Source organism: Jannaschia donghaensis, from assembly GCF_001403795.1.
GTDB classification, from domain to species: Bacteria; Pseudomonadota; Alphaproteobacteria; order Rhodobacterales; family Rhodobacteraceae; genus Jannaschia; species Jannaschia donghaensis.
Window position 1 is genome coordinate 811,568 of sequence record NZ_CXSU01000012.1, and the last position, 23,372, is coordinate 834,939.

The following is a 23,372-nucleotide window of genomic DNA, read 5'->3' on the forward strand; positions in this document are numbered from 1 at the left end:
TTTGACAGACGCGGCGGCGGTTGTGGAATGGAACGCCATGACCACGGCATTCCTGGCCCACGGTGCGGCCACGCCCGTCCATCTGGGACGCCTGTTGGAGCTGGCCCCCGACTTCGCCGCCGCCCATGCAGTTAAAGGCCTGTTCTATGCCTTGCTGGGGCGGCGTGAACTTCTGGCCGAGGCGGGGGCCGCGCTGTCGCAGGCGGACGCGCTGTTGCAGGGGGCAAACCCGCGCGAACGGGGCCTTGTGGACGCGCTGCGACATGTTCTGGCGGGCAACCTGACCCATGCCGTCGGATCGCTGGAAGCCGTGCTGGCCGCCGCGCCATCCGACACCCTGGCCATGAAGCTGAGCCACGCGTTGCGCTTCGTTCTGGGGGACGGAACGGGAATGCGTCATTCGATCGAAGCCGTCCTGCCGCATTACGCCGACGACCATGCGGGACGCGGGTATCTTCTGGGATGTCACGCTTTCGCATTGGAGGAGACGGGCGAATATGCCCGCGCCGCATTGACGGGACGCGCCGCGCTGACGCTGGCCCCCGACGATGCCTGGGGTCTTCATGCGGTCGCGCATGTCCATGATATGACGGCCGATGCCAAAGGCGGCCTCGACTGGCTGGACGGGCGGGAACAGGCATGGGCGCATTGCAACAATTTCCGGTTCCACGTCTGGTGGCACAAGGCGTTGATGATGTTGGACCTGGGCCGGACGGATGCTGCGCTTGACCTGTACGACAGCCAGATTCGGGCCGAAAAGACGGACGATTACCGCGATATTTCCAACGCGACGTCGCTGCTGTGCCGGTTGGAGTTGGACGGCGTCGATGTCGGCGACCGGTGGGAGGAACTGGCCGATCTGTCTGAAACGCGGACCGAGGACGGCTGTCTGATCTTCGCCGATCTGCATTACCTACTGGCCCTTAGCCACGAGAACCGGGACGAGGCCGTCGCCCGGATGATGGCGCGATTGTCTGCCGATGCGGAGCGGTCGACCAACGACGTGGAAATGCGCATGGCTGTCCCCGGTCTGAACGCCGCGAAGGGGCTGGAAGCGTTTGGTGATGGCGATTACCACCTGGCTTTCGCCGCCCTGTCGCGGGCGCGCCCGCACATGCAGCACGCCGGCGGAAGCCACGCCCAACGCGATGTGTTCGAGCGTTTGACTATCGACGCCGGGCTTCGGGCCGGGCAGTTCGCGAATGTTGAGGTCCTGCTGGCCGATCGGACGGCGCGTCGCGGGGGGCACGAAGACGGTTACGCCGCGGCGCGGCGGCAAATGATCGCCCGTGCCGCCGCCAGCGCTTGCAGGCAAGGCGCGACCGCGTAAGGAGCGGTGCAAGCCATCAGAGATCCATCAAGCCCATGAACCGCAGCGCCCCCGTCACACCAGCCACCGCCATCTCCGTCACGACGGCGACGGCGGGCAAGGCGGTCCGCGATCCGCGGCTCGACTTTTTCCGGGGTATGGCGATGTTCGTCATTCTGGTCGCGCACACGCCCGGAAACGCTTGGACGTCTTGGATTTATCCGGCGCGGTGGGCGTTTTCGGATGCGACGGAGATCTTCGTCTTCTGCTCGGGCATGGCGTCGGCCATTGCATTCGGGCGGTCTTTCGACCGGGCGGGGTGGGCCTTCGGGACGGCGCGCGTCGGCTATCGCATCTGGCAGATCTACTGGGCGCATATCGCCATGTTCGTCGCCATCGCCACGATGCTGGCGGCGATCGACGCAAGCGGCTGGCATCCTGACAAGGAATACATCGGCAGCCTGAACCTCTGGAAGGTCTTTGCCGATCCGGCCCCGCAGTTGATCGGCCTGATGACCTTGACCTACGTGCCCAATTACTTCGACATCCTGCCCATGTATATGGTCGTTCTGGCCTTCATGCCGGTCTTCATCTTGGTCGGTCGGCGGTCGGTTCCGGCGCTCGTGGCGCTGTCGGTCGGGATCTGGCTGCTGGCGCAGCGCGTCATCCTGGAGCCGCTGGGCCTTGGCGCTCTGCATCTCAACTTCCCGGCGGAGCCTTGGTCGGACCGCGAATGGTTCTTCAATCCCTTCGGCTGGCAATTGATATTCTTCACCGGTTTCGCCTTGATGCGCGGCTGGATTCCGGCCCCGCCGGTCCGGACCTGGCTGATCGTGCTCTGCGCGGTCTTCGCCGTCGCCTGCATTTTGTTGTCCAACGTCGGGTTCCGGTTGTTCCAGACCGACCTCGTCCGCGATGCCTATGTCGCAGCGACGGGCTGCGTGGAGACGGGGTTCGGGCGCTGCAATCCGGTGTTCGACTTCCGCCAGACCTTTGAGGGTTGGTTCAACAAGTCCGATTTCGGCATTCTGCGCTATCTCAACCATCTGGCGATCGCGTATCTGTTCTGGGTCGCGGCCGGAACGCACGGTCACCGTCTGGTCGCCGCCGGAAAGGGGGCCGCCGCACGCATCTGGGACGAATTCGTCACCGTCGTGATGAAGGTCGGACAGCAGAGCCTTGCCGTCTTCGTCTTCTCGATGGGGCTGGCGCGGGTGAACGGCTATCTTCTCGACGTGATCGGGCGCAATGGGTTCACTTGGGCGCTGATCAATATCACCGGCTTCGGCCTCTGCATTGCTTGCGCCTACTGCGCGGGCTGGTTCAAATCCCAACCCTGGAGGGCGACGCGATGAGACGACGCAGCGTTCTGACAGGCGTGTCAGCACTGGCTTTGATGGGCCCGGTCGCGGCAAGGGCCGCGATGCCGCGCTTCATCGAAACGACGCCTTTCGGCCCGGATACGGTTCGGCAGATGGCAGAGGATCTGTCGAAATCGGATTATGTGCCCCGCGACGAAGTGCCGGCGGAATGGCGCGACCTGACCTACGATGAATACCGGAAAATCTGGTTCGACACCCGCAACGCCGTCTGGTCCGAGGTCGACCTGCCGTTCGAAATGGATCTGTTTCACCCCGGTTTGTATTTCCCGCGCGCGGTCGAGATCGATGTGGTCCGTGCGGGTACGTCGAACCGCCTCGCCTTCGATTTCGATCTGTTCGACAAGACCGACGATGCCCCCGACCTGCCGGTGAACGAGACCATGGGATACTCCGGTCTGCGTCTGCGTCACCAGTTCGAGGGGGACTCGAACCACCGCGAGTTTGCCGTGTTCCAAGGGGCCAGCTACTTCCGCGCGATCGGGGCAGAGCAATCCTATGGCCTGTCCGCGCGCGGCCTAGCCCTGCGCACGGGCGACCCCGACGGAGAGGAGTTTCCCGACTTCATCCAATTCTGGGTGCAGGAACCCGCCCCCGGCGATCCGGACATCGTCGTTCATGCCCTGATGGACAGCCCGTCGTCCACCGGCGCGTTCCGCTTCCGCATCACGCCGGGCACCGCCTGCGAAATGCACGTGGACTGCACGCTGTATCCACGCGTCGATCTGGATCATGCGGGCATCGCGCCCCTGACGTCGATGTTCCTCTACGATCAGACGAACCGGCCCCGTTTCCCGGATTTTCGCCCCGCGATTCACGACAGCGATGGTCTGCTGGTCTGGAACGGTGCCGGAGAGATGCTCTGGCGGCCGCTCGCCAATCCGGTCGCGCTGCAGGTAAGCAGCTTCGTGGACGAAAACCCGCGCGGCTTCGGCCTGATGCAGCGCGCGCGCAAGTTGTCCGATTTCGCCGATCTGGAGGCGCATTACCATGAGCGCCCCAGCCTGTGGATCGAGCCGGAGGGCGACTGGGGGCAGGGCGTCGTCCGCCTGGTCGAGATTCCGTCGGATCAAGAGATATATGACAACATCGTCGCCTATTGGCGCCCGAAGGATCCGCTGGCTGCGGGTCAGGAACATCGTTTTGCCTACCGGATGTTATGGTCCGACGAACGCACGCGCGTCGCACCGCCGCGCCGCACGAATGTCGCAAGGGTCCTGAACACGCATATGGGCCTCAGCTTCAATCGTGATGCCTGGTTGGTGGCGATCGACTTCGACGCGCATCCTGTGCTCGACGCCCTGACTGAATTGTACGGTGCCATCAACGGGGCGACGGTGTTCATAGGGGCGCGGGTGGATACGACACCGGGCGTCCTGCAGCGCAATCCGGAAACCGGCGGCACGCGTCTCGCGTTTCAATTCGATCCCGGCGATCAGGATGCGGTCGAGCTGCGTGCGCAGATCTTCGTCGATGGGGCCGCTGTGACGGAGGTCTGGCTGTATCGGTGGACGCGGTCATGACGCAGGACGTGCCGCATATGACGATGCCACCGGTGGCCCCGATGGCCCACCCGCGGCAGGACCTGTCGCGGCGGTTCCACGACCAGGCGGCCCCGGCGCTGACCCCCGATACCGATGCGATCATCTGGCGTCTGGGCACGTTCCTGCCCGCGGCGATCGGCACGGCGGCGTTGCTTTGGGCGTTTCTGTCGTGGTTCGCGAACGACGGGACCAGTTGGGCCGAAGGTCTGCTGGCCGTTCTGATCGGAGCGGGGTTCTTCTGGATCGCGCTGACGTTCGTGACGGTCCTGGCCGGGTCGGGGGCGCTGTTGCGTCGCACGGGGACCGAGACGGGGGCAATCACGCCCCTGGACGTGGCCCTTCTGGTACCGGTCCACGAGGAGGCACCTTGGGACGTCTTCGGCAACGCGGCCGCCATGATGGAACGGTTGCAGGCCGATCCGGGCGTGCACCGCTGGTCGCTTTACATCCTGTCGGACACCCGCAACCCGGACCGCGCCGCGCAGGAGGAGATAGCCTATGCCACGCTCAGCGCGCGGATGCCGGGGGTGTCGCTGTGGTACCGTAGGCGCGCGGACAACGTGGACAAGAAGGTCGGCAACCTGGCGCAATGGGTGGAGCAATGGGGCGGGGCCCATGATGCGATGCTGGTGATGGACGCGGACAGCCTGATGTCGGCGCAGGCCATCCACGCACTGGCCGATACGATGGGGCGCGACGCCTCGGCCGGTCTGATCCAGTCGTTCCCAATGCTGATAGGGGCGCGCAGCCTGTTCGCACGCAGTCAGCAATTCGCCAACGCCGTCTATGGCGTCGCCCTGGCGGAAGGCTTGGCGCGCTGGACCGGGCGGGAGGGCAATTACTGGGGCCACAACGCCATCATCCGGCTGAAGGCTTTTGCGGCCAGCGCCGGGCTGCCCCATGTTCGCGGTCTGCGTGGGTCCGACAATCTGATCCTGAGCCACGATTTCGTGGAGGCGGGCCTGCTGCGTCGCGCCGGCTGGTCGGTGCGGTTTCTGCCCCGACTGCGCGGCAGCTATGAGGAGACGCCGCCGACCCTCATCGACCACGTCATCCGCGACCGTCGCTGGTGTCGCGGGAACTTGCAGCATCTGGGATTGCTGGGCACGCGGGGCCTGCATTCGCTGTCGCGGTTTCATATGTTCCACGGCGCGATGGGATATCTGCTGTCCCCGCTCTGGTTCCTGCTGCTGACGCTTTGGGCGGTGATCGGCGTGTCCGAGGAACGGTCGATCATCAACTATTTCTCGCCCGAGAATCCCACGATCCCGAACTGGCCCGAAATGTCGCCCGTCAATCACGTCTGGCTGATGGTCACGATGTACGCCCTGCTGCTGGCCCCCAAGCTGGTCGGGGCATCGGCGCTGATCGCGTCGGGCACACCGGTGTCGCGCATGGGCGGGCCGCTTCGGTTTTTGGGGTCCCTGACGCTCGAAATCCTTGTGTCGATTGCCTATGCGCCGATCCTGATGGTGCAGCAGACGTTGGCCGTTTTTTCCGCGCTGACGGGACGCAAACTGGACTGGTCGGCGCAATCGCGCGACGGCCCGGCCCAGTCCTGGGGCACCGTGCTGCGCTTCCACGCGTTCGAGACGTTTCTGGGCGCGCTCCTGCTGGCCGGCATGGCGACGGGTTACGTCTCCTATTGGCTGATCCCGATCATGGGCAGTCTGGTCCTGGCCGCTCCGCTGTCGCGGCTGTCTGGCGTGAACGTTCCAGGATCGATGGCAACCCCGCAGGAGACTCGCGCGCCGCTGGTGGCGAAACGTGCGGGTCGTTGGCGGGCCGAATTGCGCGCGACGCTAGGCGTCACTCCGGCCGAGTAGGGTCGCGCATCAACTTTCGGGAAGGCCCTCGAACCAGTCGAGCATCATGTCCGCCCATCCCGCCGGTACGCCATGCCCGCCCGGAAACAACGCAAACTCCAATGCCGTGCCATCGTCGCAGGTCCAATAACGGCGCAGGAAATCGCCCGTGGTCCGCTTGCCGCTCGCATCGGGGCGTGCACATCCGTTCGCATCGCGGAACAGCGACAGACCTTCCAGGATATCGCCCTGAAGATAGCGGCCGTTGCCAAGGGGCCGACCCTCCAGCGGAACGGTTCCGTCCGTCCAGCCATGCGTCTGGAACAGCCGGACCGGTCCGTCGCAACTGTCGGGATGCGGACGCCAGAACCCACCCGAAACCGGCGCGTAGGCCGCAAAGCTTTCGGGCGCGTCGCAGGCAAGGGAGGTGACCATGAACGCCCCGGCCGAAAATCCGGCCAGGATGACGTTATCCGGGTCGACGTCGTGCCGCTGCGCCGCATCGGCGACCACCTCGTCGAAGAAGGCAGCTTCGTCGCGCGGCGTCTCGCGGACGACATCCATCCGAAACGACCATATGCCGCCGCTGCGATCGCTGCGCCAAGGCAGTCCATCGGGCGCGATGACAGCGTATCCCCGATCGGTGATGGCCTTGACCGTTCCCGTCATGCCCAGCGTTCCTCGCCCGGTGCCGCCCGCGCCGTGCAGGAAGATCACCGCCGGTATCGGCCCTTCGACGTCCGGCAGGGCGACGCGGTAGTCCCCCATCGGGACGCCGCACGCCGGTTCATCCCGTGTGCACGCCGCCGCCGGACCCGCCGCCGTCAGCGCCAGCACGATACTTGCCAGCACCTTCATCGCCGGACCACCGGCAGCCCGCGTTCAAGCCATCCCGGCCCTGCGGACGAGCCGAGCATTCCTTCGGGTATATCGATCACATTGGTGAATCCTGCTGCCTGCAGACGCGCGCTGACGCGGTCGGAGCGAACGCCGCGGGCGCAGATCAGGGCGATCGGACGGTCCAGGTCACCGTCTGAATAATCACCCAGCGCCGCTAAGAAGTCGTCACGCCGCATGTCGAGCGGTCGGGCGCCTTCGGCAATGCCGGTCGCCTGCCATTCATCGGGACGGCGGATGTCGATCAGAAGGATATCCCCCGCGCGCGCCGCCGCCAACGCCTCGGGCGGAGTGAATTCGGAGCCTTCGAACCTGTCGCGCCGGGCGACGGCATATCCGGCGGACGTCACAAGCACCGTCGCACCGCCCGCGATCAAGAGAAACCGTCTGCGGGACGGACGTCTGAGGCGCGCGGAGATATGGGTCATGGTGGCTCCTTCCGGATCTGGATAGCCCTGTCGTGGATCGCCGCGAAATCACGATCAGGTGACGTCTTAGCGCAAAATTAGGAAAGAATCCGATACTTCGGCTGAAGCGATCGGGATGAATGGAAGGCCGTCGATGCGGGAAAGTGCAATTCGCCAGATCCGGGACCCGACCGTGTCCGCGGGATCGGGCGCGTCAGCTGATCGATGGCTGGAGGTGGGGCAGGGCGCGTTCGTCGTCAGCCGCGACCCATATCTTGTGCTGACCGCGACCCTGGGATCGTGCGTTGCCGTGATCTTTTACGACGCCGGAGCGCGGATCGGGGGCATGACCCATATTTTCCGCTGCGTCGATCCGGGACCGGCGGGCGGCGGTGCCGTCGTGGCCGAAATCGAGATGCTGGTAAACGCACTGATGCGCGAAGGATCGCCTCGGTCCATCCTGCAGGCGCGGGTGGTGGGCGGTGCGCATATCCTGAATCGTGGTCGAAATGTCGGCGGGGCGATGGCCCATGTCGCGCTGGAATATCTTCAGGCCGAACGGATCGACTTGGTCGATCACGACGTCGGGGGCATCCGCGCGCGGCGTATTGCGTTCAACCCGGTCGCCGGCGGGCTGATGGTGTCCTATCCGGGCAGCATGATCACCGTGGCAGAGCCGTCGGACTTGCCCGCTCGCGACGATTCGACCGAGCTGTTCTGACGGGTCGAGCCATCGACCGACGGCTGGCCTTGCGCGCGCCGGCCCGCTACGCCTGATACATGGGGCGCACGCGGATTGCGCGTCGGGTATCAGGGCGAGGAGACGGCGATGAAGAAACTTGTGCTCACGGGGGCTGCCGGTCGGCTCGGCTCCTATCTGCGGGAGCCGCTGTCCAAGATGTGCGACACGCTCGTCTCCACCGATATCGCCGACGATATCGGCACGCTCTACCCCGGCGAGACCTATGTGAAGGGTGATCTGGCCAGTCTCGATGACATGATGAAGGTCTGCGAAGGCGCGGATATGATCGTGCATTTCGGTGCTTTCGTCGATGAGGGTCCGTTCGAGCAACTGCTCGGTCCGAATTTCATCGGGGCCTACAATGTCTGGGAAGCGGCGCACCGTCACGGCGCGCGGCGTGTCGTCTATGCCAGCTCCATCCATGCGGTCGGCATGTACCCCAAGAACGAGTTCATCGGCACCGACGTGCCGCACCGCCCCGATACGTTCTACGGCCTTGCCAAGTGCTTCGCCGAAGATCTGGGCCGCATGTACTGGGAAAAGCGCGGGTTGGAGAGCGTTCACATGCGCATCCTGTCGTGCGCGCAGGTCAACAACGCCCGCGCCCTTGGGTCGTGGCTGTCCTACGACGATCTGATCCAATTGGTCACGCGCTGCATCGAAACGCCGGTCACGGGCTTTTCCGTCATTTACGGCGTGTCGAATAACGACCGCGCGCCGGTCGACAACGCAAGTGCCAGCTTTCTTGGATATCGCCCGCAGGACAACGCGGAGGATTTCGCGGCCGAGGTGCTGGCGCAGACCGATCCGCTCGATCCGCAGGATTCGGGGCATATGTGCCACGGCGGACCCTTCGCAGCCGTCGATCTGGGGCAGTCGGGGCTTGCGAACATGACGATCGTCGACGACCGCAAGACCACCTGACCGTGCCGAATTTCCAAGGCTCTCGGATCGAAATCAGGGAAGCTCGATCTGGTGTGGCGTCTGGCGACGACCGGGGGATTTACATTTGAAGTGCGGGGTCGGCGGTGACAGGGTCGCGGCACGGGACGAACGGCGAAGGGGCCGGGAATGACATCTGCATCAGTGCGCCTTGGCGTCGATATCGGCGGCACCTTCACGGATGTCGTTCTGGAGGCCGACGGCACGCAGGTTTCGACCAAGGTCCTGACGACCCACGCGGCACCTGAACAGGCGATTATCGCGGGGATGCACGAAGTCTGCGACCGTGCGGGCATTGCGCCTGGCGATATCGGGCAGATCATCCACGGCACGACGCTGGCCACGAATGCCCTGATCGAGCGGCGCGGCGCGAAGACGGCGTTGATCACGACCCAAGGGTTTCGCGACGTGATCGAGATGCGAACCGAAAGCCGGTTCGAGCAATACGATCTGAACCTGACGCTGCCCGAGCCGCTGCTGCCGCGCCAGATGCGGTTCACCGTGCCCGAACGCGTTAACGCAAAAGGCGAGGTGATGATCCCGCTGAACATGGACGCGGTCGAAGACGTGATCGATCGCATCGCCGAGGCCGGGTTCGAAAGTGTCGCCATCGGTCTGATCCATTCCTATCTGAATCCCCGTCACGAACGCGACATACGCGCCGCGCTTGCCGCGCGCCTGCCGGATGTGGCTGTGTCCATCTCCTCCGAAGTGTCGCCGCAGATGCGCGAATACGAGCGGTTCAATACCGTGGTTGCCAACGCCTATATTAAGCCGCTGATGTCGTCCTATCTGGGTCGGTTGGAGGATCGGCTGGCGGGCGAGGGGGTGGGGTGCCGCATCTTTCTGATGCATTCTGGCGGGGGCATCATCTCGATCCGCAATGCCGCTGATTTTCCGGTGAGATTGGTCGAGTCCGGGCCTGCGGGCGGCGCGGTCTTCGCCGCACATATCGCCGCGCGCCATGGTCTGAACAACGTGGTCAGCTTCGACATGGGCGGCACAACCGCAAAGATCTGCCTGATCAAGTCGCAGACGCCGCGCACGTCGCGCGTGTTCGAGGTGGCGCGGACCTACCGCTTCAAGAAGGGATCGGGGATGCCGATCTCCATCCCCGTGATCGACATGGTGGAAATCGGGGCAGGGGGCGGATCGCTGGCCCGTCTGGACACCATGAACCAGATCCGTGTCGGTCCCGAAAGCGCCGGATCGGAGCCGGGCCCCGCCTGTTACGGGCGCGGGGGCGCAGGCCCGGCGGTTACGGATGCAGATCTGATCCTGGGGCGGCTGGACCCGGCCGCCTTTGCCGGCGGGACCATTCCGCTGGACCCGGAGGCGGCGCGCGGGGCGCTGCGCCTGCATCTTGGCGACGCGCTGGACATGGATGCGACGCAGGCGGCCTTCGGTCTGTCCGAAGTCGTCGACGAAAACATGGCCAACGCCGCACGGATGCATTCTGTCGAAAACGGAGAGGACCTTTCGGAATTCACCATGATCGCCTTTGGCGGTGCCGCCCCCCTGCATGCGGGGCGTCTGTGCGAAAAGCTGGGCATCGACCGTCTGCTGGTGCCGCCCGGTGCCGGTGTGGGATCGGCCATCGGGTTCCTGCGCGCGCCCTTCAGTTTTGAAGCAAACAGATCGGTCTTCATGAAACTGTCCGAGTTCGACGAAGGGACCGTTCGCAAGCTCCTGGCCGAATTGCGTGCCGAAGCGACGGCTTTCGTGCGGACCTGCGATGCGGACGCCGAGATCCTTGCCGAGTACAAGGTCTACATGCGCTACGCCGGACAGGGCTGGGAAATTCCGGTCGTATTGGACGAAGCGCAGGCGATGGCGGCCGATGCCGCAACTTTCAAGGCCCGGTTCACCGAAGATTACGTGCGCCTGTTCGGTCGCGAAGTGGCCGGAATGGAGATCGAGATCACCGTCTGGGCCGTCAACGCGACCACCCCGCGCGCGTCCGTCGCGGCCCTCGCCCCCTTGACCCAAAGGTCGTTCGCGACCGGCGATGCGACCTGCGCGTTCTTCGACCCCGCCGTCGGTGCGCAGGTCACTGGCCCGCGTCACACCCGCGCCGCGCTGTCCCCCGGCGACACGATCGATGGGCCCGCGATCATCACCGAAGACGAGACGACGATCATCTTGCCCGACAGTCGCGTGGCGGTCTGTCTGGCCGACGGGTGCATCGAAATCACCACGAAGGAAGGGGCGCGCGCATGAAGGCTTCCGCCAAGGGCGTCGCCAATCAGGTCATGTGGAACCGCCTGATCTCGATCGTCGAGGAACAGGCGCAGGCCTTGGTCCGCACCGCCTTTTCCACCAGCGTGCGGGAGGCGGGCGACCTGTCGGCCGGGGTGTACGACACGCAAGGCAGGATGCTGGCGCAGGCCGTCACGGGAACGCCCGGCCATGTGAACGCTATGGCCGATGCGGTCGCCCACTTCATCCGGCGGATCGGGCGCGAAAACATCCGTGATGGCGACGTGTATATCACCAACGACCCGTGGGAAGGCACGGGCCATCTGCACGATATCACCATGGTCACACCCGCGTTCCACGACGGGGCTCTGGTCGGCTTCTTCGCCTGCACGGCCCATGTCGTCGATATCGGCGGGCGCGGTTTCGGTGCGGATGCGGCCAGCGTCTATGAGGAGGGGATCCACATCCCCATCATGAAATTCGCCGACCGGGGCATGGTCGATGACACTCTTGTCCGCCTGTTGCGCAGCAATGTGCGCGAACCCGATCAGCTGATCGGGGACATCTATGCGCTTGCCGCTTGCAACGACATCGGTCACCGGCGCCTGACCGGGATGCTGCAGGAGTTCGGTCTGGCCGACCTGAACGGGATCGCGGAGTTCATCTTCGACAATTCCCGTCGCGCCACACTCGACCGTATCGCCGCGCTGCCACGGACCACCGCCACCGGAGAAATGACGGTCGACGGGTTCGACACACCCATCACGCTGCGGGCGACCGTGACCGTGCACGCGGACCGTATCGTCACCGATTTCACCGGCACATCGGGCGTCGACGCCAAGGGGATCAATTGCCCTCTGGTCTATGCCAAAGCCTATGCCTGCTATGCGCTCAAGGTCGCGATCGCGCCGGAGATTCCCAATAACCACGCCTCGCTCGCCCCGTTCGAGGTGACGGCACCCGAAGGAACCATCGTGAATGCGCTGCATCCCGCGCCCGTGGCGTTGCGCCATATCGTGGGTCACTTCGTGCCGGACGTCGTGTTCGACGCCTTCGACCGCATCGTGCCCGGCGTCGTCCCGGCCGAAGGGGCGGGATGTCTGTGCAATTTTCAGATGTCGCTGCGGCCGCGAACGGATGCCCCGCTGCCCATCGCCGCCCGCCGGTCCGAAGTGCTGACGTTCAATTCGGGCGGATCGGGGGCGCGCCCCGATCTGGACGGATTGAATGCGACGGCCTTTCCATCGGGCGTGATGACCATGCCGGTGGAGGCGACCGAGCACGCCGGCCCCGTCATCATTTGGCGCAAGGAATTGCGACCGGACTCGGGTGGGGCGGGGCGGACACGGGGCGGTCTGGGCCAATTCATGGAGGTCGGCGCGATGGAGGGATACGAATTCGATCTTTCGGCGATGCTGGACCGCGGCGATCATCCGGCACGGGGCAGGCGCGGCGGGGGGGCGGGCGGGGCCACGACCATCGCGCAGGATGACGGCACGCCGATGACGGTGAAGGGCCGGCAATTCGTGCCGCACGGACGACGGGTGATGATGGCTTTCCCGGGCGGTGGCGGATACGGCGACCCGAATGCACGCGACCCGGCCCTGGTGCGTCGCGATCTGGCGCGCGGCTATATCACCGCCGACACAGCGATGCGCGACTATGGTTTGAGCGCGGAGGATGTGGCGCGTGTGGAAGCTGCGGTGCGCGCCGGCGACGATATCTGACGGCCCGGCACGTCGCGTCGTCGTTGACAGCGGGCCGGAATTTCGCCACTCCGCAGCCCCCGACGCCCGGAGACAGGATGCGATGACCCTCGATGAACACGCCCGCCTTTCCGTCGCCCCGATGATGGACTGGACCGACCGGCATTGCCGGGCGTTCCACCGCGTGCTGTCGCGCAATGTGCTTCTTTATACCGAAATGGTGACGGCGGCCGCGCTGGTGCGGGGCGGGGCGATGCATCTTTTGCGCTTCGATATGGCGGAACATCCCGTGGCCCTGCAATTGGGCGGAAGCGACCCCGCCGAACTGGCGGAGGCGTGTCGGATGGCCGTCGCCCACGGTTACGCGGAGGTTAATCTGAATGTCGGTTGCCCGTCGGACCGGGTTCAGTCGGGGTCGTTCGGCGCGATCCTGATGGAAACGCCCGAATTGGTCGCGGATTGCCTGCGCGCGATGTCGGACGCCGCAGGCGACGTGCCCGTGACGATGAAATGTCGCATCGGTGTCGACGATCAGAAGGCGGGGGACGTGCTGCCGGACCTTCTGGCGCGTATGTCGGATGCCGGCGTGTCCCGTGTGACCGTCCACGCGCGCATGGCCTGGCTGAAGGGTCTGTCCCCCAAGGAAAACCGCGAGGTTCCGCCGCTCGACTACGATTTGGTTCATGCGATGAAGACCCGCTTTCCGGACCTGCATCTGTCGATCAACGGCGGGATCGCGACGATGGATGACGCGGTGACACAGCTGCAAATCATGGACGGCGTGATGATCGGGCGCGCGGCCTATCACGATCCGGGCACCGTTTTGATGAATGCCGACAGCCGCATCTTTGGTGCGGCCGATCCCCAACCCGACCGCGTATCAGCTGCCCTGGCGATGGTTCCGCATATCGAAGCGCATCTGGCCGACGGCGGCAAGCTGGGTCAGGTCACGCGGCATATGCTGGGGCTGTTCGCCGGCCTGCCGGGGGCGCGGAGCTGGCGTCGCACCCTGTCCGAAGGGGCGGCAAGGCCCGGGGCCGGGGTCGAAGTGTTGCGCACGGCCCTGGATCACGTGATCGACGCCGCCGCCTGACCGGGCATCGCGCGCGACAGCACCACGGTCATCACCGCGCACAGCGCGATCACCCCGACTTTCGGCGTGACCGAGCTGTCGAAGAACGGACCCGCGACAGCCACCATCAGCCCGTCCGTCACCATCCGGAGCGTCCCGTCGAGCGAGGAGGCGTGGCCCGCGATGTCCCCTGATCGACCAGCGCGATACCCAGCCGGAGACCGGCCGCGGCGGCCAGTTGACTGCCACCAAGGATCTCTGGGCAGTCACGACAAAAGCCAGCCAGAACTGCGTCGGGGTAAGGCCGAAGGTCCGGGTCTGGACGAACGCGGCCGAGGCGATGAAGAAGCTTGCCATGCCGAAGGGGCTTACGAAGGTCAGGGTCATGACTCCGCGCTGCCGGACGAGCGTTGCCACATGGGCCAGAAGACGGTGTATAACGACCGGCCGACGCCACGTCGGTTGCAGCGTCTGGGGCGGGGCAAAGACGGTGGTGGCCATGCTGGCCAGAACGGCGACGGCCATGACGCCGAAGATCGCGCGCCAGTCATCCAGCAGGATCACGAACGATCCGGCCAGAGAGGCCAGCATGGGCGAGACCGAGATCATCAGCATGACGATCGCCATCAGCTTCGTCGACTCCGTCCCCGTGGACCAGTCGCGGGTGATCGCGCGGCGGCCCAAACGGAGGTCAGAACACAAACACTCAGCCCGAAATAGAGAGGCAGATTGCGCCCGGCGGCAGCGGATCATGAACCATGGAAAAGCTGCGCCAACCCGAGGCTAAGAAAGAAGGCCGTCAGAGTCAGCCGCATGCCGTCGATGTTGGTGCGCAGGTCCACCGTGATGGCCGACATTGCGGGCAGATACATGTCGATGGCGAAAGGCCCGACGGCCGAGAGAAGACCCAGGATCACCGCAATTCTAAACAATTCGGACGTGGAACATTCCGGCACGGGAACGCGCCTTCGGTACGCCTTGGGGCGGGACGGGGCGAGGGGCGGATCGGCTCTGGTCCCAGGCGGGGCGGGCTTGTATGGCCGTCGGACATCGCCACCGGAGGTTTCCATGCCCGACATCGCCACGCTGCTGCCCCTGATCGCATTCCTTTTGGCGGTCGGGGCGTTTGCCGGCGTCCTGGCCGGGTTGCTGGGTGTGGGCGGCGGCATCGTTTTGGTACCGGCGTTTTACTACGTGTTTCAGGTGCTGGGCTATGACAGCGGCAGCATCATGCAGGTCTGCGTGGCGACATCGCTTGCGACGATCGTCGTGACCAGTTGGCGGTCGGTCCGGGCCCATCACGCGAAGGGGGCGGTCGATGTCTCGATCCTGAAGGGGTGGGGGCCGGGCATCGTCATCGGCGCGCTCGTCGGATCGCTCGTGGCGACGCAGCTGCGGTCCGAGACGCTGACGGCCATCTTTGCGGTGCTGGCGTTGATCGTGGCGTTCTACATGACCTTCTCCAAGCCCAATTGGCGGATCGCCGACGAGATGCCGAAGGGTGCAAAGCGCTATGTCTATTCGCCGGGCGTCGGCTTCGCCTCCGTCCTGATGGGTATTGGCGGGGGCAGCTTTGGTGTGCCGCTGATGACGTTGCACGGCGTGCCGATCCACCGCGCCGTCGCCACCGCAGCGGGCTTCGGGATGCTGATCGCAGTACCGGCTGTGATCCTGTTCGCGGTCCTGCCGACCGATGGTGCGTTGCCGCCCCTGACAGTTGGGTTGATCAATGTGCCGGCCTTTCTGGTCATCATCGCCATGACGGTTCTGACGGCACCGATCGGCGCGAAACTTGCCCATTCGATGGACCCGGCCCCGTTGAAGCGGGCCTTCGCAGTGTTCCTGTTCCTAGTCGCGCTCAACATGCTGCGCAAGGTGCTGCTCTAGGGTCTGAACCCGCTACGGTTCGCGCTTGATGCGACCGGCGCGCCCTCCGCGACGAACGGCGGATTCGGCCGCGCGGGCGGGCAGCTGATCCATGACGCTGCGACGATCCTCGGGGGACAGGCGCGACCAGACGGCGATCTCGTCGATGGTGCGGTGGCACCCGGCGCAGCGCCGGGTCTGCGGATGGACGACGCAGAGTTTCACGCAAGGCGACTCGATCTCGGCGCGGGTCCAGATGCGATCCGATGTGGGGTCATTCGTCATGTCGTCGCTCCAAGATGGCGCAGGCGGTCCAGCGCCCCCTGAAGAATGTAGCCGGCAGCGACGTGATCGATGACCTGCGCGCGACGTTTGCGGGACGTATCCGCCTCCAACAGGGCGCGTCCGGCGGCCACGGTGGACAGACGTTCGTCCCAGTAGGTGATCGGCGTATCGATGCGCCGGGCCATGTTGCGGGCGAAGGCGCGGGTCGCCTGCGCGCGCGGTCCTTCGGATCCGTCCATGTTGAACGGCAGGCCCAGCACGATGCCGGTGATCGCGCGATGCGCCAAAATCTTTTCCAGCGCGACAGCATCGGCGGTGAATTTCGTGCGCCGGATCGTCTCCAACGGGGTCGATACGCTGCGAAAGGTATCGCTGGCCGCAACGCCGATGGTCTTGGTGCCAAGGTCCAGTCCGACGACGGCCCCGATGGGGGGGATCACGGCGGCGAAATCTTCGACCGTTTCACAGATCACGGGGTCAGACCGGCAAGGTCGGCGGCCCGGGCCAGCGTGTCGAGCGCGTCGGGATCGGCTGCGAAAACGGTCTTGGCCTCCTGATATACGGCGTCCGCATCGGCGGTCCGGCCCAGCACCCCGTACGATGTGATCAGGCGCGCCCAGTCCGGGGCCGCCCCGCCTTCGGTGGCCAAACGTTCGGACAGGCCCTGCACCATGTTGCCGATCATCTCGATCCGGTCTTCGGGCGTCAGATCCTCCGACGCGGCGACATCGTCTGCTGTCGGCCCGCGCGGTTGCGGCAACTGGTCGACGGGCGTGGGGTCACCGGCCAGAACGGACACGCGTTCGATCTGGCCATAGATCGGGTCGAGCCAGGGCGCATCGGGCGTGCTGTCGGCGATCAGCGCGCGCCAGATCGCAAAGGCGCGGTCGGGTCGTCCGCCTTGGGCGTACATGACCCCGGCATAGTATCGCGCGGTGCCGTTGCGCGGGTCGCGGCGGACCGCTTCGGCAAGCGCGGTCTCGGCCTGCGGAGAGACGTAGCCATCGGCGGCCAGGATCATGATCTCGGCCAGCAGGGCAAAATCCTCGGCCGTGGCGTCGTCGCCGCGCAGGGCCAGCACGCGGTTCTGCGACCGCCAGGCGGCTTCCAGATCGTTCATGCCGGTCTGCGTCTGAACCGCCAGTTGCCACCCCCGCAGGTCGTCGGGCCGGTCGACCAGAACGCGCTTCAGCTCTGCCGCCATTTGGGTGATGTCCGCCCGACTGGTATCGATCCGGTCGGGGATGGCCGCTTCGGCGGTGGCTTGGTCGGGGCGGTCCGCGCGCCCCGCCTCGATCTGCGCGATCCGCGATTGCAGGGGCAGGTCGGGATAACCGGGCGCGCCGATTGCCAGATACGTCCAGATCGACAGGCCGATCACCGGCACCGCGATAAGCGCGAGACCCAGCGGCAGGTTCCCCGGACCTCGCATCGTCTTGCCCCCGGCCTTGTCGGCGGCCAGCAGGCGACGGGCGACTTCGGTCCGGGCAGCCTCCGACTCTTCGGATGACAGGGTGCCACGATCCCGGTCGCGGTCCAGTTCCTTCAACTGGTCGCGGTACACTGCGACATCGGGCCGCGCATCGTCGGAACGGGCGCGCAGCGCGGTGGCGACAAAGGTCACGCACAGGGCCAGGATCAGGCCTGCGACGATCCAGAACAGCATGTGAGTCCCCCGATGAACATGGCCTTCATGTAGCTTGCCGACCTGCCGGTATGAACCCCCGCTGGCGCGGAATTGAGCATGTGCCCGGCCCCGTGCGGCAGGGCGATGTCGCAAGTGTTCAAGAAGGCGCCGCAGTCCCGCCATTGACGGCGGCACGGACAATGCACACCAAGGAGACAGAACGACCGGGGAGTCCGAGCCAGATGCGACGCTTTTCCGCCTTCGCCATCGCGCGCGAGGCCCTGAGGAACCACGAAGGCTGGGGTCGCACCTGGGCCAAGCGTCCGCCCAAGGCGCGTTACGACGTGATCATCGTCGGGGCCGGCGGGCACGGGCTGGCCACGGCGTATTATCTGGGCAAGAATTTCGGGATTACGAATGTCGCCATCCTGGAAAAAGGATGGCTGGGCGGTGGGAACACCGGGCGCAACACGACGATCATCCGATCGAACTATCTGCAGGATCCGTCCGCCGCGATCTATGAAAAGGCACGGTCGCTCTATGAGGGGTTGAGCCAGGATCTGAACTATAACGTCATGTTCAGTCCCCGCGGCGTCATCATGCTGGCGCAGACGCACCACGAGGTGCGGGGCTATAAACGGACGGCCCATGCCAACTCGCTCCAAGGCGTCACGACCGAGTGGATCGAGCCGAAGCGGGTCAAGGAACTTTGCCCGATCATGAACATCGACGGGCCGCGGTATCCGGTCCTCGGCGGGCTCTGGCAGGCGCGGGGCGGCACGGCGCGGCACGACGCGGTCGCCTGGGGCTACGCGCGGGCCTGCACCGACATGGGGATGGACATTCTTCAGAAATGTGAAGTGACCGGGATTGCGCGCGACGGCGGCAAGGTGACGGGCGTTCAAACGACACAAGGCGACATCGCCTGTGATAAGCTGGGCGTTGTCGTGGCCGGTCATTCGGGCGTCTTGGCGCAGATGGCAGGGTTCCGGCTGCCGCTGGAATCGGTTGCGCTGCAGGCGTTGGTGTCAGAGCCGGTCAAACCCTGCATGGACGTGGTGGTCATGGCGAATACCGTTCACGGCTACATGAGCCAGTCCGATAAGGGCGAAATGGTGATCGGCGGGGGCACGGACGGATACAACAACTACACGCAGCGGGGCAGCTTCCATCACATCGAGGAGACGCTGCGTGCCTTGGTCGAGACGTTCCCGATGATTTCGCGCCTGAAGATGCTGCGCCAGTGGGGCGGCATCGTGGATGTGACCGGCGACCGATCCCCGATCCTGTCCAAAACGCCGGTCGACGGCATGTACGTGAACTGTGGCTGGGGCACCGGGGGCTTCAAGGCGATCCCCGGGTCGGGCTGGGGCATGGCGGAACTGATCGCCAAAGGTCATTCGCCCCTGACCGAAGCCTTCGGGATGGAACGGTTTCGCGAAGGTCGCTTTATCGACGAAAGCGTGGCAGCGGGGGTGGCGCACTGATGGGTCGCCAATCGGATCCGCACGGTCGATTTTCGGCAGGTATGGATTTCCGCACTAGGCGGAACCCAGCCGAAGGCGTAAGTGTTAACGTGTCCAAGGGTGATATCGGAGGCCAACTGCCATGGCTGACAACCAATCCCGCCGTCTGCCACGCGGCATCAATTTTCTTCTGGGCGGCACCGTGGTCGCTATCGGGTTCATGCTTTTCGCCGTTCTGGGCGGATCGTTCGACTTGTCGATCGGCGGCGCGCCAAGCGTTCGCATCGACGATGCGATGGCTGCCGCCACCAAATAGCACGACCGCGCAGATCCCCGCATCGTTCGGGGGCGCGTCATGCTGATCCTGACCTGTCCGAATTGCGGCCTTGCGGTCGAGGAAACCGAGCTTTCGCCCGGCGGCGAAGCGCATCTTGAACGCTTCGGCCCGACGTCGTCGGATGATGCATTCGAGGAATATCTGTTTCTGCGCGACAACGTAAAGGGCGTCCACTTCGAGCGGTGGCGTCATGCTTACGGCTGCGGGAAGTGGTTTCTTGCCGCGCGCGATACCGCGACTTTGCAGGTTTTCGGGACGTATTCGGCGCAGACCAAGGCACCGCCGCCCGACATTCTGGCGGCGATCAAAAAGGGCAAAAACACATGAGCCGTCGATTGAAGACCGGCGGGCGCCTCATCGACCGCAGCAAGCCGGTGGAGTTCACCTTCGATGGCAAGACGATGCGCGGCTATGAGGGGGATACGCTCGCCTCGGCCCTGTTGGCGAACGGTCAGTTGGTCATGGGGCGGAGCTTTAAATACCACCGGCCCAGATCGGTCGTTGGGTCCGGCCCGGAAGAACCGAACGCCCTGATGCAGATCGGCGCAGGCGGGCGGTTCGAGCCGAACCAGCGCGCGACGGTGCAGAGCCTTTGGAATGGTCTGGTCGCGCGGTCGCAGAATGCCTGGCCGTCGCTTGGCTTCGATATCGGGCGCGTCAACGACCTGGGCGCGCGGTTTCTGCCCGCCGGATTCTACTACAAAACATTCATGGCGCCGCAGCCGTTTTGGAAACACGTATTCGAGCCGGTGATCCGCAAGGCCGCCGGTCTGGGCGCCGCCACGACCGAGCCGGATGCCGACCGATACGAGTTTGAGTACGGCTTCTACGATACGCTGGTCGTTGGCGGTGGCATCGCGGGCCTGACGGCCGCCTTGGGCGCAATGCGCGCGGGCGAGCGGGTCATCTTGGTCGAAAGCCGGGCAGAGTTCGGGGGGCGCGCCTTGGTCGACGGCGCGACGATCGACGGTAATGACGTCGTCGACTGGGTCAAGGACGCCGTGCAAACGCTTGAAGACGCAGAAAACGTTCGTCTGATTTCGCGGTGCGAAGGGTCGGGCGTCTACGACCATGGCTATGTGCTGTGCACGCAGGACCTAACTGGGTTCAAGGCTGACAAGTCTGGCCCGCGGGAACGGATCCTGAGGCTTCGTGTGGGCCGCGTCATCACGGCCACCGGCGCGATCGAGCGGCCGCTTTCGTTTGCCGGCAACGACGTGCCCGGTGTCGTTCTGGCCTCGGCCATGCGTGATTTCGTGGCAAACCACGGCGTCGGCATCGGTGACCGGACGGTGATCGTGACGAACAACGACGATGCGTACCGCACGGCAAAGGTTCTGTTGGATGCCGGCCTGCGCGTTGCCGCGATCGTCGATGCACGACCCGATGCTGACAGTGCCATCGTGAACGAAATCAGAGCATTAGGCGTCAACGTTCATCTTGGCCGCGCCATCGCGAAGGTGCATGGCAACGACCGGGTGACAGGCGTTTCCATCTGTCTGCAATCGGGCGACGGGGCGGTCATGCAGGAGATCCGTTGCGACGCGGTGGCAATGTCGGGCGGCTGGTCGCCGGTCGTTCATCTGTGGTCGCACTGCGGCGGAAAGCTTTGGTGGGATACCGACCGCGCGATGTTCCGGCCAGACCCCGATCACCCGCCGCGCGGGACCGACGGCAATGGGTTCGTCGTGACGGCGGGCATGGCGTCGGGGGCCCTGACCCCGGCGGAGGTTCTGTCGGACGCGGCGAAGGCCGTCGGGTCCGACGTACCGCATTGTGATACGGTCGAGGAAGGGGGGATCCTTCCGGTCTGGATCATGCCAGACGGGGCCGGTCCCGATTTGCGGGCGAAGATGTGGCTCGACTATCAGAACGATGTGAAGGTGTCTGACGTGCGCTTGGCCGCACAGGAAGGGTTCGAAAGCGTTGAGCATGCCAAACGCTATACCACGCTGGGCATGGCGACCGACCAGGGAAAGCTGAGCAACATCAACGGGCTGGCTGTTCTGGCCGACCGGCTGGACACGACGATACCGCAGGTCGGCACGACCACTTTCCGCCCGCCCTATACACCCATAACGATTGGCGCATTGGCCGGCGAGGCGCGGGGGTCCGTATTTCAGCCGCTGCGCAAGACGCCGATCCACGATTGGTCCGAGGAGAACGGTGCCTATTGGGAACCTGTCGGCCACTGGCGGCGGGCGTACTGCTACCCCAAGTCGGGCGAAAGCCATGAGGCGGCCGTCGCGCGCGAAGTCAAGAACACCCGAGAAGCCCTTGGAATGCTTGATGCATCCACGTTGGGCAAACTGTTGGTGCGGGGACCCGACGCCGGTAAGTTTCTCGACATGATGTACACCAACATGATGTCGACGCTGAAGCCGGGTCGGTGCCGTTATGGGCTGATGTGCGACGAAAACGGTTTTCTGATCGACGACGGTGTCGTGGCGCGGATCGACGAGGATAGCTGGCTTTGCCATACGACCACCGGCGGTGCCGACCGCATCCACGCGTGGATGGAGGATTGGCTGCAATGTGAATGGTGGGACTGGCAGGTGCATGTCGTGAACCTGACCGAGCAGTTCGCGCAAATTGCCGTGGTCGGGCCCAAGGCGCGTGCTGTTCTGGAAAAGCTGGGCGGGATGGATGTGTCCGCAGAAACGCTTCCGTTCATGGCTTGGGCTGACGGACGGTTGGGCGCGTTCGATGTGCGCGTCTTCCGCATCAGTTTTTCGGGCGAGCTGTCCTATGAAATCGCGATTCCTGCGACAAAGGGTGCCGCGCTTTGGCAGGCGCTGATCGATGCGGGGGCGGAATTCGGGGTCATGCCCTATGGGACCGAGGCGCTGCACATCATGCGGGCCGAAAAGGGCTTCATCATGATCGGGGACGAAACCGACGGCACCGTCATTCCGCAGGATCTGGGTCTGACCTGGGCGATCTCCAAAAAGAAGGACGATTATCTGGGCAAGCGCGGACAAATGCGTTCGGAGTTTCAGAAGGCTGACAGGTGGAAGCTGGTCGGATTGGAGACGACCGACGGATCTGCACTGGAGGATGGCGCCTACGCCATCGCCGACGGCACCAATGCAAACGGGCAGCGCAATGTGCAGGGACGGGTGACGTCGACATATCTTTCGCCGACGCTGAACCGCGGAATCGCGATGGGGCTGGTGGAACGCGGGCCCGATCGGATTGGTGAAGTCATCCGTTTTACCCGGATCGGCAAGAACCCGGTCGAAGCCAAGATCGTGGATCCGGTGTTCTTCGATCCGGCGGGGGAGAAGGCCAATGTCTGATCTGTCCATTCATGCCCTTCCTCCGGTCGGGATGATCACGTTGCGCGGGGCGATGCCCGTTTTGACCAAAGCCGTGACGGCGGTGACCGGCTGCGACGCGCCGGCGATGCGCATGTCGACTCGGGCCGGTGACGTAACCGCGATGTGGATGGAGCCCGACGAAATGATGGTGGTCTGCACCTATGACGGCGCGAACGAAATGGCCGGCCGGCTGCGGGTCGAAATGGCCGACGATTTCGCCACCGTTGCCGTCGTCAGCGACGCGCGGCAGATTTTCGAAATCAACGGCACCGGCGGTGAGACGCTGCTGGCCAAGCTCATGCCGGTCGATTTCGCCAAGCTGGGCGCGACCGAAGTGCGACGGACGCGCATGGCGCAGATCCCGGCGGCAGTCTGGCGAAATTCGGACGGGTTCCAGGTGATGTGCTTCCGCTCGGTCGCCGACTACGCGACGGATTTGCTGCACACGGTGGCGCCCGTCGGGGGTTGA

General features: G+C 64.9%; 22 protein-coding genes and 1 pseudogene. 15 read left to right on the forward strand and 8 right to left on the reverse strand.

The window, feature by feature from the left end; translation table 11 throughout:
* Nucleotide 1: 1 nt before the first annotated feature.
* From JDO7802_RS13195 to mdoH, 4 genes are read left to right on the forward strand one after another with little or no spacing between them, the layout of a single operon-like run.
* The gene (locus JDO7802_RS13195; protein WP_245624189.1) at nucleotides 2-1,330 is read left to right on the forward strand and encodes a tetratricopeptide repeat protein; all 1,329 of its coding nucleotides are present in this window, start codon (nucleotides 2-4) and stop codon (nucleotides 1,328-1,330) included.
* A gap of 35 nt (nucleotides 1,331-1,365) precedes the next feature.
* The gene (locus JDO7802_RS13200) at nucleotides 1,366-2,664 is read left to right on the forward strand and encodes an OpgC family protein (protein WP_055086298.1); all 1,299 of its coding nucleotides are present in this window, start codon (nucleotides 1,366-1,368) and stop codon (nucleotides 2,662-2,664) included.
* Nucleotides 2,661-4,211: an OpgD/OpgG family glucan biosynthesis protein gene (locus JDO7802_RS13205; RefSeq protein ID WP_055086300.1), complete on the forward strand. Its 1,551-nt coding sequence runs from the start codon at nucleotides 2,661-2,663 to the stop codon at nucleotides 4,209-4,211. Before JDO7802_RS13200 ends, JDO7802_RS13205 begins: the two co-directional genes overlap by 4 nt.
* Nucleotides 4,208-6,058 (forward strand): glucans biosynthesis glucosyltransferase MdoH, encoded by a 1,851-nt coding sequence (mdoH, locus tag JDO7802_RS13210; RefSeq protein ID WP_055087248.1) that lies wholly within the window; start codon nucleotides 4,208-4,210, stop codon nucleotides 6,056-6,058. The genes JDO7802_RS13205 and mdoH overlap by 4 nt, the downstream gene beginning before the upstream one ends.
* A gap of 9 nt (nucleotides 6,059-6,067) precedes the next feature.
* Here the strand turns inward: mdoH and JDO7802_RS13215 are convergent, their stop codons facing one another.
* Both JDO7802_RS13215 and JDO7802_RS13220 read right to left on the reverse strand, forming a co-directional pair.
* A complete protein-coding gene (locus tag JDO7802_RS13215) occupies nucleotides 6,068-6,895 on the reverse strand; it encodes a CE1 family esterase (RefSeq protein ID WP_055086302.1) in 828 nt (275 codons plus the stop codon).
* Nucleotides 6,892-7,362, reverse strand: coding sequence for a rhodanese-like domain-containing protein (locus JDO7802_RS13220; RefSeq protein WP_055086305.1), 471 nt, complete (start codon nucleotides 7,360-7,362; stop codon nucleotides 6,892-6,894). The genes JDO7802_RS13215 and JDO7802_RS13220 overlap by 4 nt, the downstream gene beginning before the upstream one ends.
* A gap of 133 nt (nucleotides 7,363-7,495) precedes the next feature.
* Between JDO7802_RS13220 and JDO7802_RS13225 the strand changes: the two genes are divergently transcribed.
* From JDO7802_RS13225 to dusA, 5 genes are all read left to right on the forward strand, one after another.
* Entirely contained in the window at nucleotides 7,496-8,062 is a 567-nt protein-coding gene (locus tag JDO7802_RS13225; protein ID WP_055086307.1) for a chemotaxis protein CheD, read from the forward strand.
* Nucleotides 8,063-8,170: 108 nt separating this feature from the next.
* The gene (locus JDO7802_RS13230) at nucleotides 8,171-9,007 is read left to right on the forward strand and encodes an NAD-dependent epimerase/dehydratase family protein (RefSeq protein ID WP_055086308.1); all 837 of its coding nucleotides are present in this window, start codon (nucleotides 8,171-8,173) and stop codon (nucleotides 9,005-9,007) included.
* A gap of 147 nt (nucleotides 9,008-9,154) precedes the next feature.
* Nucleotides 9,155-11,245 carry a hydantoinase/oxoprolinase family protein gene (locus tag JDO7802_RS13235; RefSeq protein ID WP_055086310.1) on the forward strand — a complete coding sequence of 697 codons (2,091 nt, stop codon included), beginning with the start codon at nucleotides 9,155-9,157 and terminating at the stop codon, nucleotides 11,243-11,245.
* Entirely contained in the window at nucleotides 11,242-12,951 is a 1,710-nt protein-coding gene (locus tag JDO7802_RS13240) for a hydantoinase B/oxoprolinase family protein (RefSeq protein WP_055086312.1), read from the forward strand. Before JDO7802_RS13235 ends, JDO7802_RS13240 begins: the two co-directional genes overlap by 4 nt.
* An 82-nt stretch (nucleotides 12,952-13,033) precedes the next feature.
* Nucleotides 13,034-14,023 carry a tRNA dihydrouridine(20/20a) synthase DusA gene (gene dusA / locus JDO7802_RS13245; RefSeq protein WP_055086314.1) on the forward strand — a complete coding sequence of 330 codons (990 nt, stop codon included), beginning with the start codon at nucleotides 13,034-13,036 and terminating at the stop codon, nucleotides 14,021-14,023.
* Here dusA and JDO7802_RS18550 read toward each other — a convergent pair.
* The 3 genes and pseudogenes from JDO7802_RS18550 to JDO7802_RS18560 form a co-directional block, all read right to left on the reverse strand.
* On the reverse strand, nucleotides 13,999-14,148 hold the full coding sequence (locus JDO7802_RS18550) for a hypothetical protein (protein WP_245624244.1): 150 nt from the start codon (nucleotides 14,146-14,148) through the stop codon (nucleotides 13,999-14,001). The genes dusA and JDO7802_RS18550 overlap by 25 nt on opposite strands.
* 103 nt (nucleotides 14,149-14,251) lie before the next feature.
* Nucleotides 14,252-14,755: pseudogene (locus tag JDO7802_RS18555) on the reverse strand (MFS transporter); the annotation flags it as partial.
* The gene (locus JDO7802_RS18560) at nucleotides 14,752-14,958 is read right to left on the reverse strand and encodes a hypothetical protein (protein WP_245624190.1); all 207 of its coding nucleotides are present in this window, start codon (nucleotides 14,956-14,958) and stop codon (nucleotides 14,752-14,754) included. The pseudogene JDO7802_RS18555 and the gene JDO7802_RS18560, both read right to left, overlap by 4 nt.
* Nucleotides 14,959-15,070: 112 nt before the next feature.
* Between JDO7802_RS18560 and JDO7802_RS13250 the strand changes: the two genes are divergently transcribed.
* Nucleotides 15,071-15,889 carry a sulfite exporter TauE/SafE family protein gene (locus JDO7802_RS13250; RefSeq protein WP_055086316.1) on the forward strand — a complete coding sequence of 273 codons (819 nt, stop codon included), beginning with the start codon at nucleotides 15,071-15,073 and terminating at the stop codon, nucleotides 15,887-15,889.
* Nucleotides 15,890-15,901: 12 nt separating this feature from the next.
* On the opposite strand, the gene JDO7802_RS13255 is transcribed toward JDO7802_RS13250, so the two are convergent.
* The 3 genes from JDO7802_RS13255 to ccmI are packed head-to-tail and all read right to left on the reverse strand — an operon-like array spanning nucleotide 15,902 to nucleotide 17,819.
* Nucleotides 15,902-16,153, reverse strand: a complete 252-nt coding sequence (locus JDO7802_RS13255) for a DUF1289 domain-containing protein (protein WP_055086318.1) — start codon at nucleotides 16,151-16,153, stop codon at nucleotides 15,902-15,904.
* Complete coding sequence (ruvX, locus tag JDO7802_RS13260; protein ID WP_055086320.1) at nucleotides 16,150-16,626, reverse strand: Holliday junction resolvase RuvX; 477 nt, start codon at nucleotides 16,624-16,626, stop codon at nucleotides 16,150-16,152. The genes JDO7802_RS13255 and ruvX overlap by 4 nt, the downstream gene beginning before the upstream one ends.
* Nucleotides 16,623-17,819: a c-type cytochrome biogenesis protein CcmI gene (ccmI, locus tag JDO7802_RS13265; protein WP_055086322.1), complete on the reverse strand. Its 1,197-nt coding sequence runs from the start codon at nucleotides 17,817-17,819 to the stop codon at nucleotides 16,623-16,625. The genes ruvX and ccmI overlap by 4 nt, the downstream gene beginning before the upstream one ends.
* Before the next feature lie 203 nt (nucleotides 17,820-18,022).
* Between ccmI and JDO7802_RS13270 the strand changes: the two genes are divergently transcribed.
* From JDO7802_RS13270 to JDO7802_RS13285, 5 genes are all read left to right on the forward strand, one after another.
* Nucleotides 18,023-19,267, forward strand: coding sequence for a sarcosine oxidase subunit beta family protein (locus JDO7802_RS13270; protein ID WP_055086324.1), 1,245 nt, complete (start codon nucleotides 18,023-18,025; stop codon nucleotides 19,265-19,267).
* A gap of 121 nt (nucleotides 19,268-19,388) precedes the next feature.
* On the forward strand, nucleotides 19,389-19,562 hold the full coding sequence (locus JDO7802_RS18295) for a hypothetical protein (RefSeq protein ID WP_187298143.1): 174 nt from the start codon (nucleotides 19,389-19,391) through the stop codon (nucleotides 19,560-19,562).
* 39 nt (nucleotides 19,563-19,601) lie between these two features.
* Nucleotides 19,602-19,910 (forward strand): sarcosine oxidase subunit delta, encoded by a 309-nt coding sequence (locus JDO7802_RS13275; RefSeq protein WP_055086326.1) that lies wholly within the window; start codon nucleotides 19,602-19,604, stop codon nucleotides 19,908-19,910.
* Nucleotides 19,907-22,882 (forward strand): sarcosine oxidase subunit alpha family protein, encoded by a 2,976-nt coding sequence (locus tag JDO7802_RS13280; protein WP_055086328.1) that lies wholly within the window; start codon nucleotides 19,907-19,909, stop codon nucleotides 22,880-22,882. Before JDO7802_RS13275 ends, JDO7802_RS13280 begins: the two co-directional genes overlap by 4 nt.
* Nucleotides 22,875-23,372 (forward strand): sarcosine oxidase subunit gamma, encoded by a 498-nt coding sequence (locus tag JDO7802_RS13285; protein WP_055086330.1) that lies wholly within the window; start codon nucleotides 22,875-22,877, stop codon nucleotides 23,370-23,372. Before JDO7802_RS13280 ends, JDO7802_RS13285 begins: the two co-directional genes overlap by 8 nt.

Bases quoted from the DNA above. Each gene is read 5' to 3' on its own strand.
- dusA (WP_055086314.1), top strand. From the start codon at position 13,034: ATGACCCTCGATGAACACGCCCGCCTTTCCGTCGCCCCGATGATGGAC.
- JDO7802_RS13250 (WP_055086316.1), top strand. From the start codon at position 15,071: ATGCCCGACATCGCCACGCTGCTGCCCCTGATCGCATTCCTTTTGGCG.
- JDO7802_RS18550 (WP_245624244.1), bottom strand. From the start codon at position 14,148: ATGGTGACGGACGGGCTGATGGTGGCTGTCGCGGGTCCGTTCTTCGAC.
- JDO7802_RS13200 (WP_055086298.1), top strand. From the start codon at position 1,366: ATGAACCGCAGCGCCCCCGTCACACCAGCCACCGCCATCTCCGTCACG.
- JDO7802_RS13205 (WP_055086300.1), top strand. From the start codon at position 2,661: ATGAGACGACGCAGCGTTCTGACAGGCGTGTCAGCACTGGCTTTGATG.
- JDO7802_RS13280 (WP_055086328.1), top strand. From the start codon at position 19,907: ATGAGCCGTCGATTGAAGACCGGCGGGCGCCTCATCGACCGCAGCAAG.
- JDO7802_RS13270 (WP_055086324.1), top strand. From the start codon at position 18,023: ATGCGACGCTTTTCCGCCTTCGCCATCGCGCGCGAGGCCCTGAGGAAC.
- JDO7802_RS13275 (WP_055086326.1), top strand. From the start codon at position 19,602: ATGCTGATCCTGACCTGTCCGAATTGCGGCCTTGCGGTCGAGGAAACC.
- ccmI (WP_055086322.1), bottom strand. From the start codon at position 17,819: ATGCTGTTCTGGATCGTCGCAGGCCTGATCCTGGCCCTGTGCGTGACC.
- JDO7802_RS13215 (WP_055086302.1), bottom strand. From the start codon at position 6,895: ATGAAGGTGCTGGCAAGTATCGTGCTGGCGCTGACGGCGGCGGGTCCG.
- JDO7802_RS13255 (WP_055086318.1), bottom strand. From the start codon at position 16,153: ATGACGAATGACCCCACATCGGATCGCATCTGGACCCGCGCCGAGATC.
- JDO7802_RS13240 (WP_055086312.1), top strand. From the start codon at position 11,242: ATGAAGGCTTCCGCCAAGGGCGTCGCCAATCAGGTCATGTGGAACCGC.
- JDO7802_RS13235 (WP_055086310.1), top strand. From the start codon at position 9,155: ATGACATCTGCATCAGTGCGCCTTGGCGTCGATATCGGCGGCACCTTC.
- JDO7802_RS13225 (WP_055086307.1), top strand. From the start codon at position 7,496: ATGCGGGAAAGTGCAATTCGCCAGATCCGGGACCCGACCGTGTCCGCG.
- JDO7802_RS13230 (WP_055086308.1), top strand. From the start codon at position 8,171: ATGAAGAAACTTGTGCTCACGGGGGCTGCCGGTCGGCTCGGCTCCTAT.
- mdoH (WP_055087248.1), top strand. From the start codon at position 4,208: ATGACGCAGGACGTGCCGCATATGACGATGCCACCGGTGGCCCCGATG.
- JDO7802_RS13220 (WP_055086305.1), bottom strand. From the start codon at position 7,362: ATGACCCATATCTCCGCGCGCCTCAGACGTCCGTCCCGCAGACGGTTT.
- JDO7802_RS18295 (WP_187298143.1), top strand. From the start codon at position 19,389: ATGGCTGACAACCAATCCCGCCGTCTGCCACGCGGCATCAATTTTCTT.
- JDO7802_RS13285 (WP_055086330.1), top strand. From the start codon at position 22,875: ATGTCTGATCTGTCCATTCATGCCCTTCCTCCGGTCGGGATGATCACG.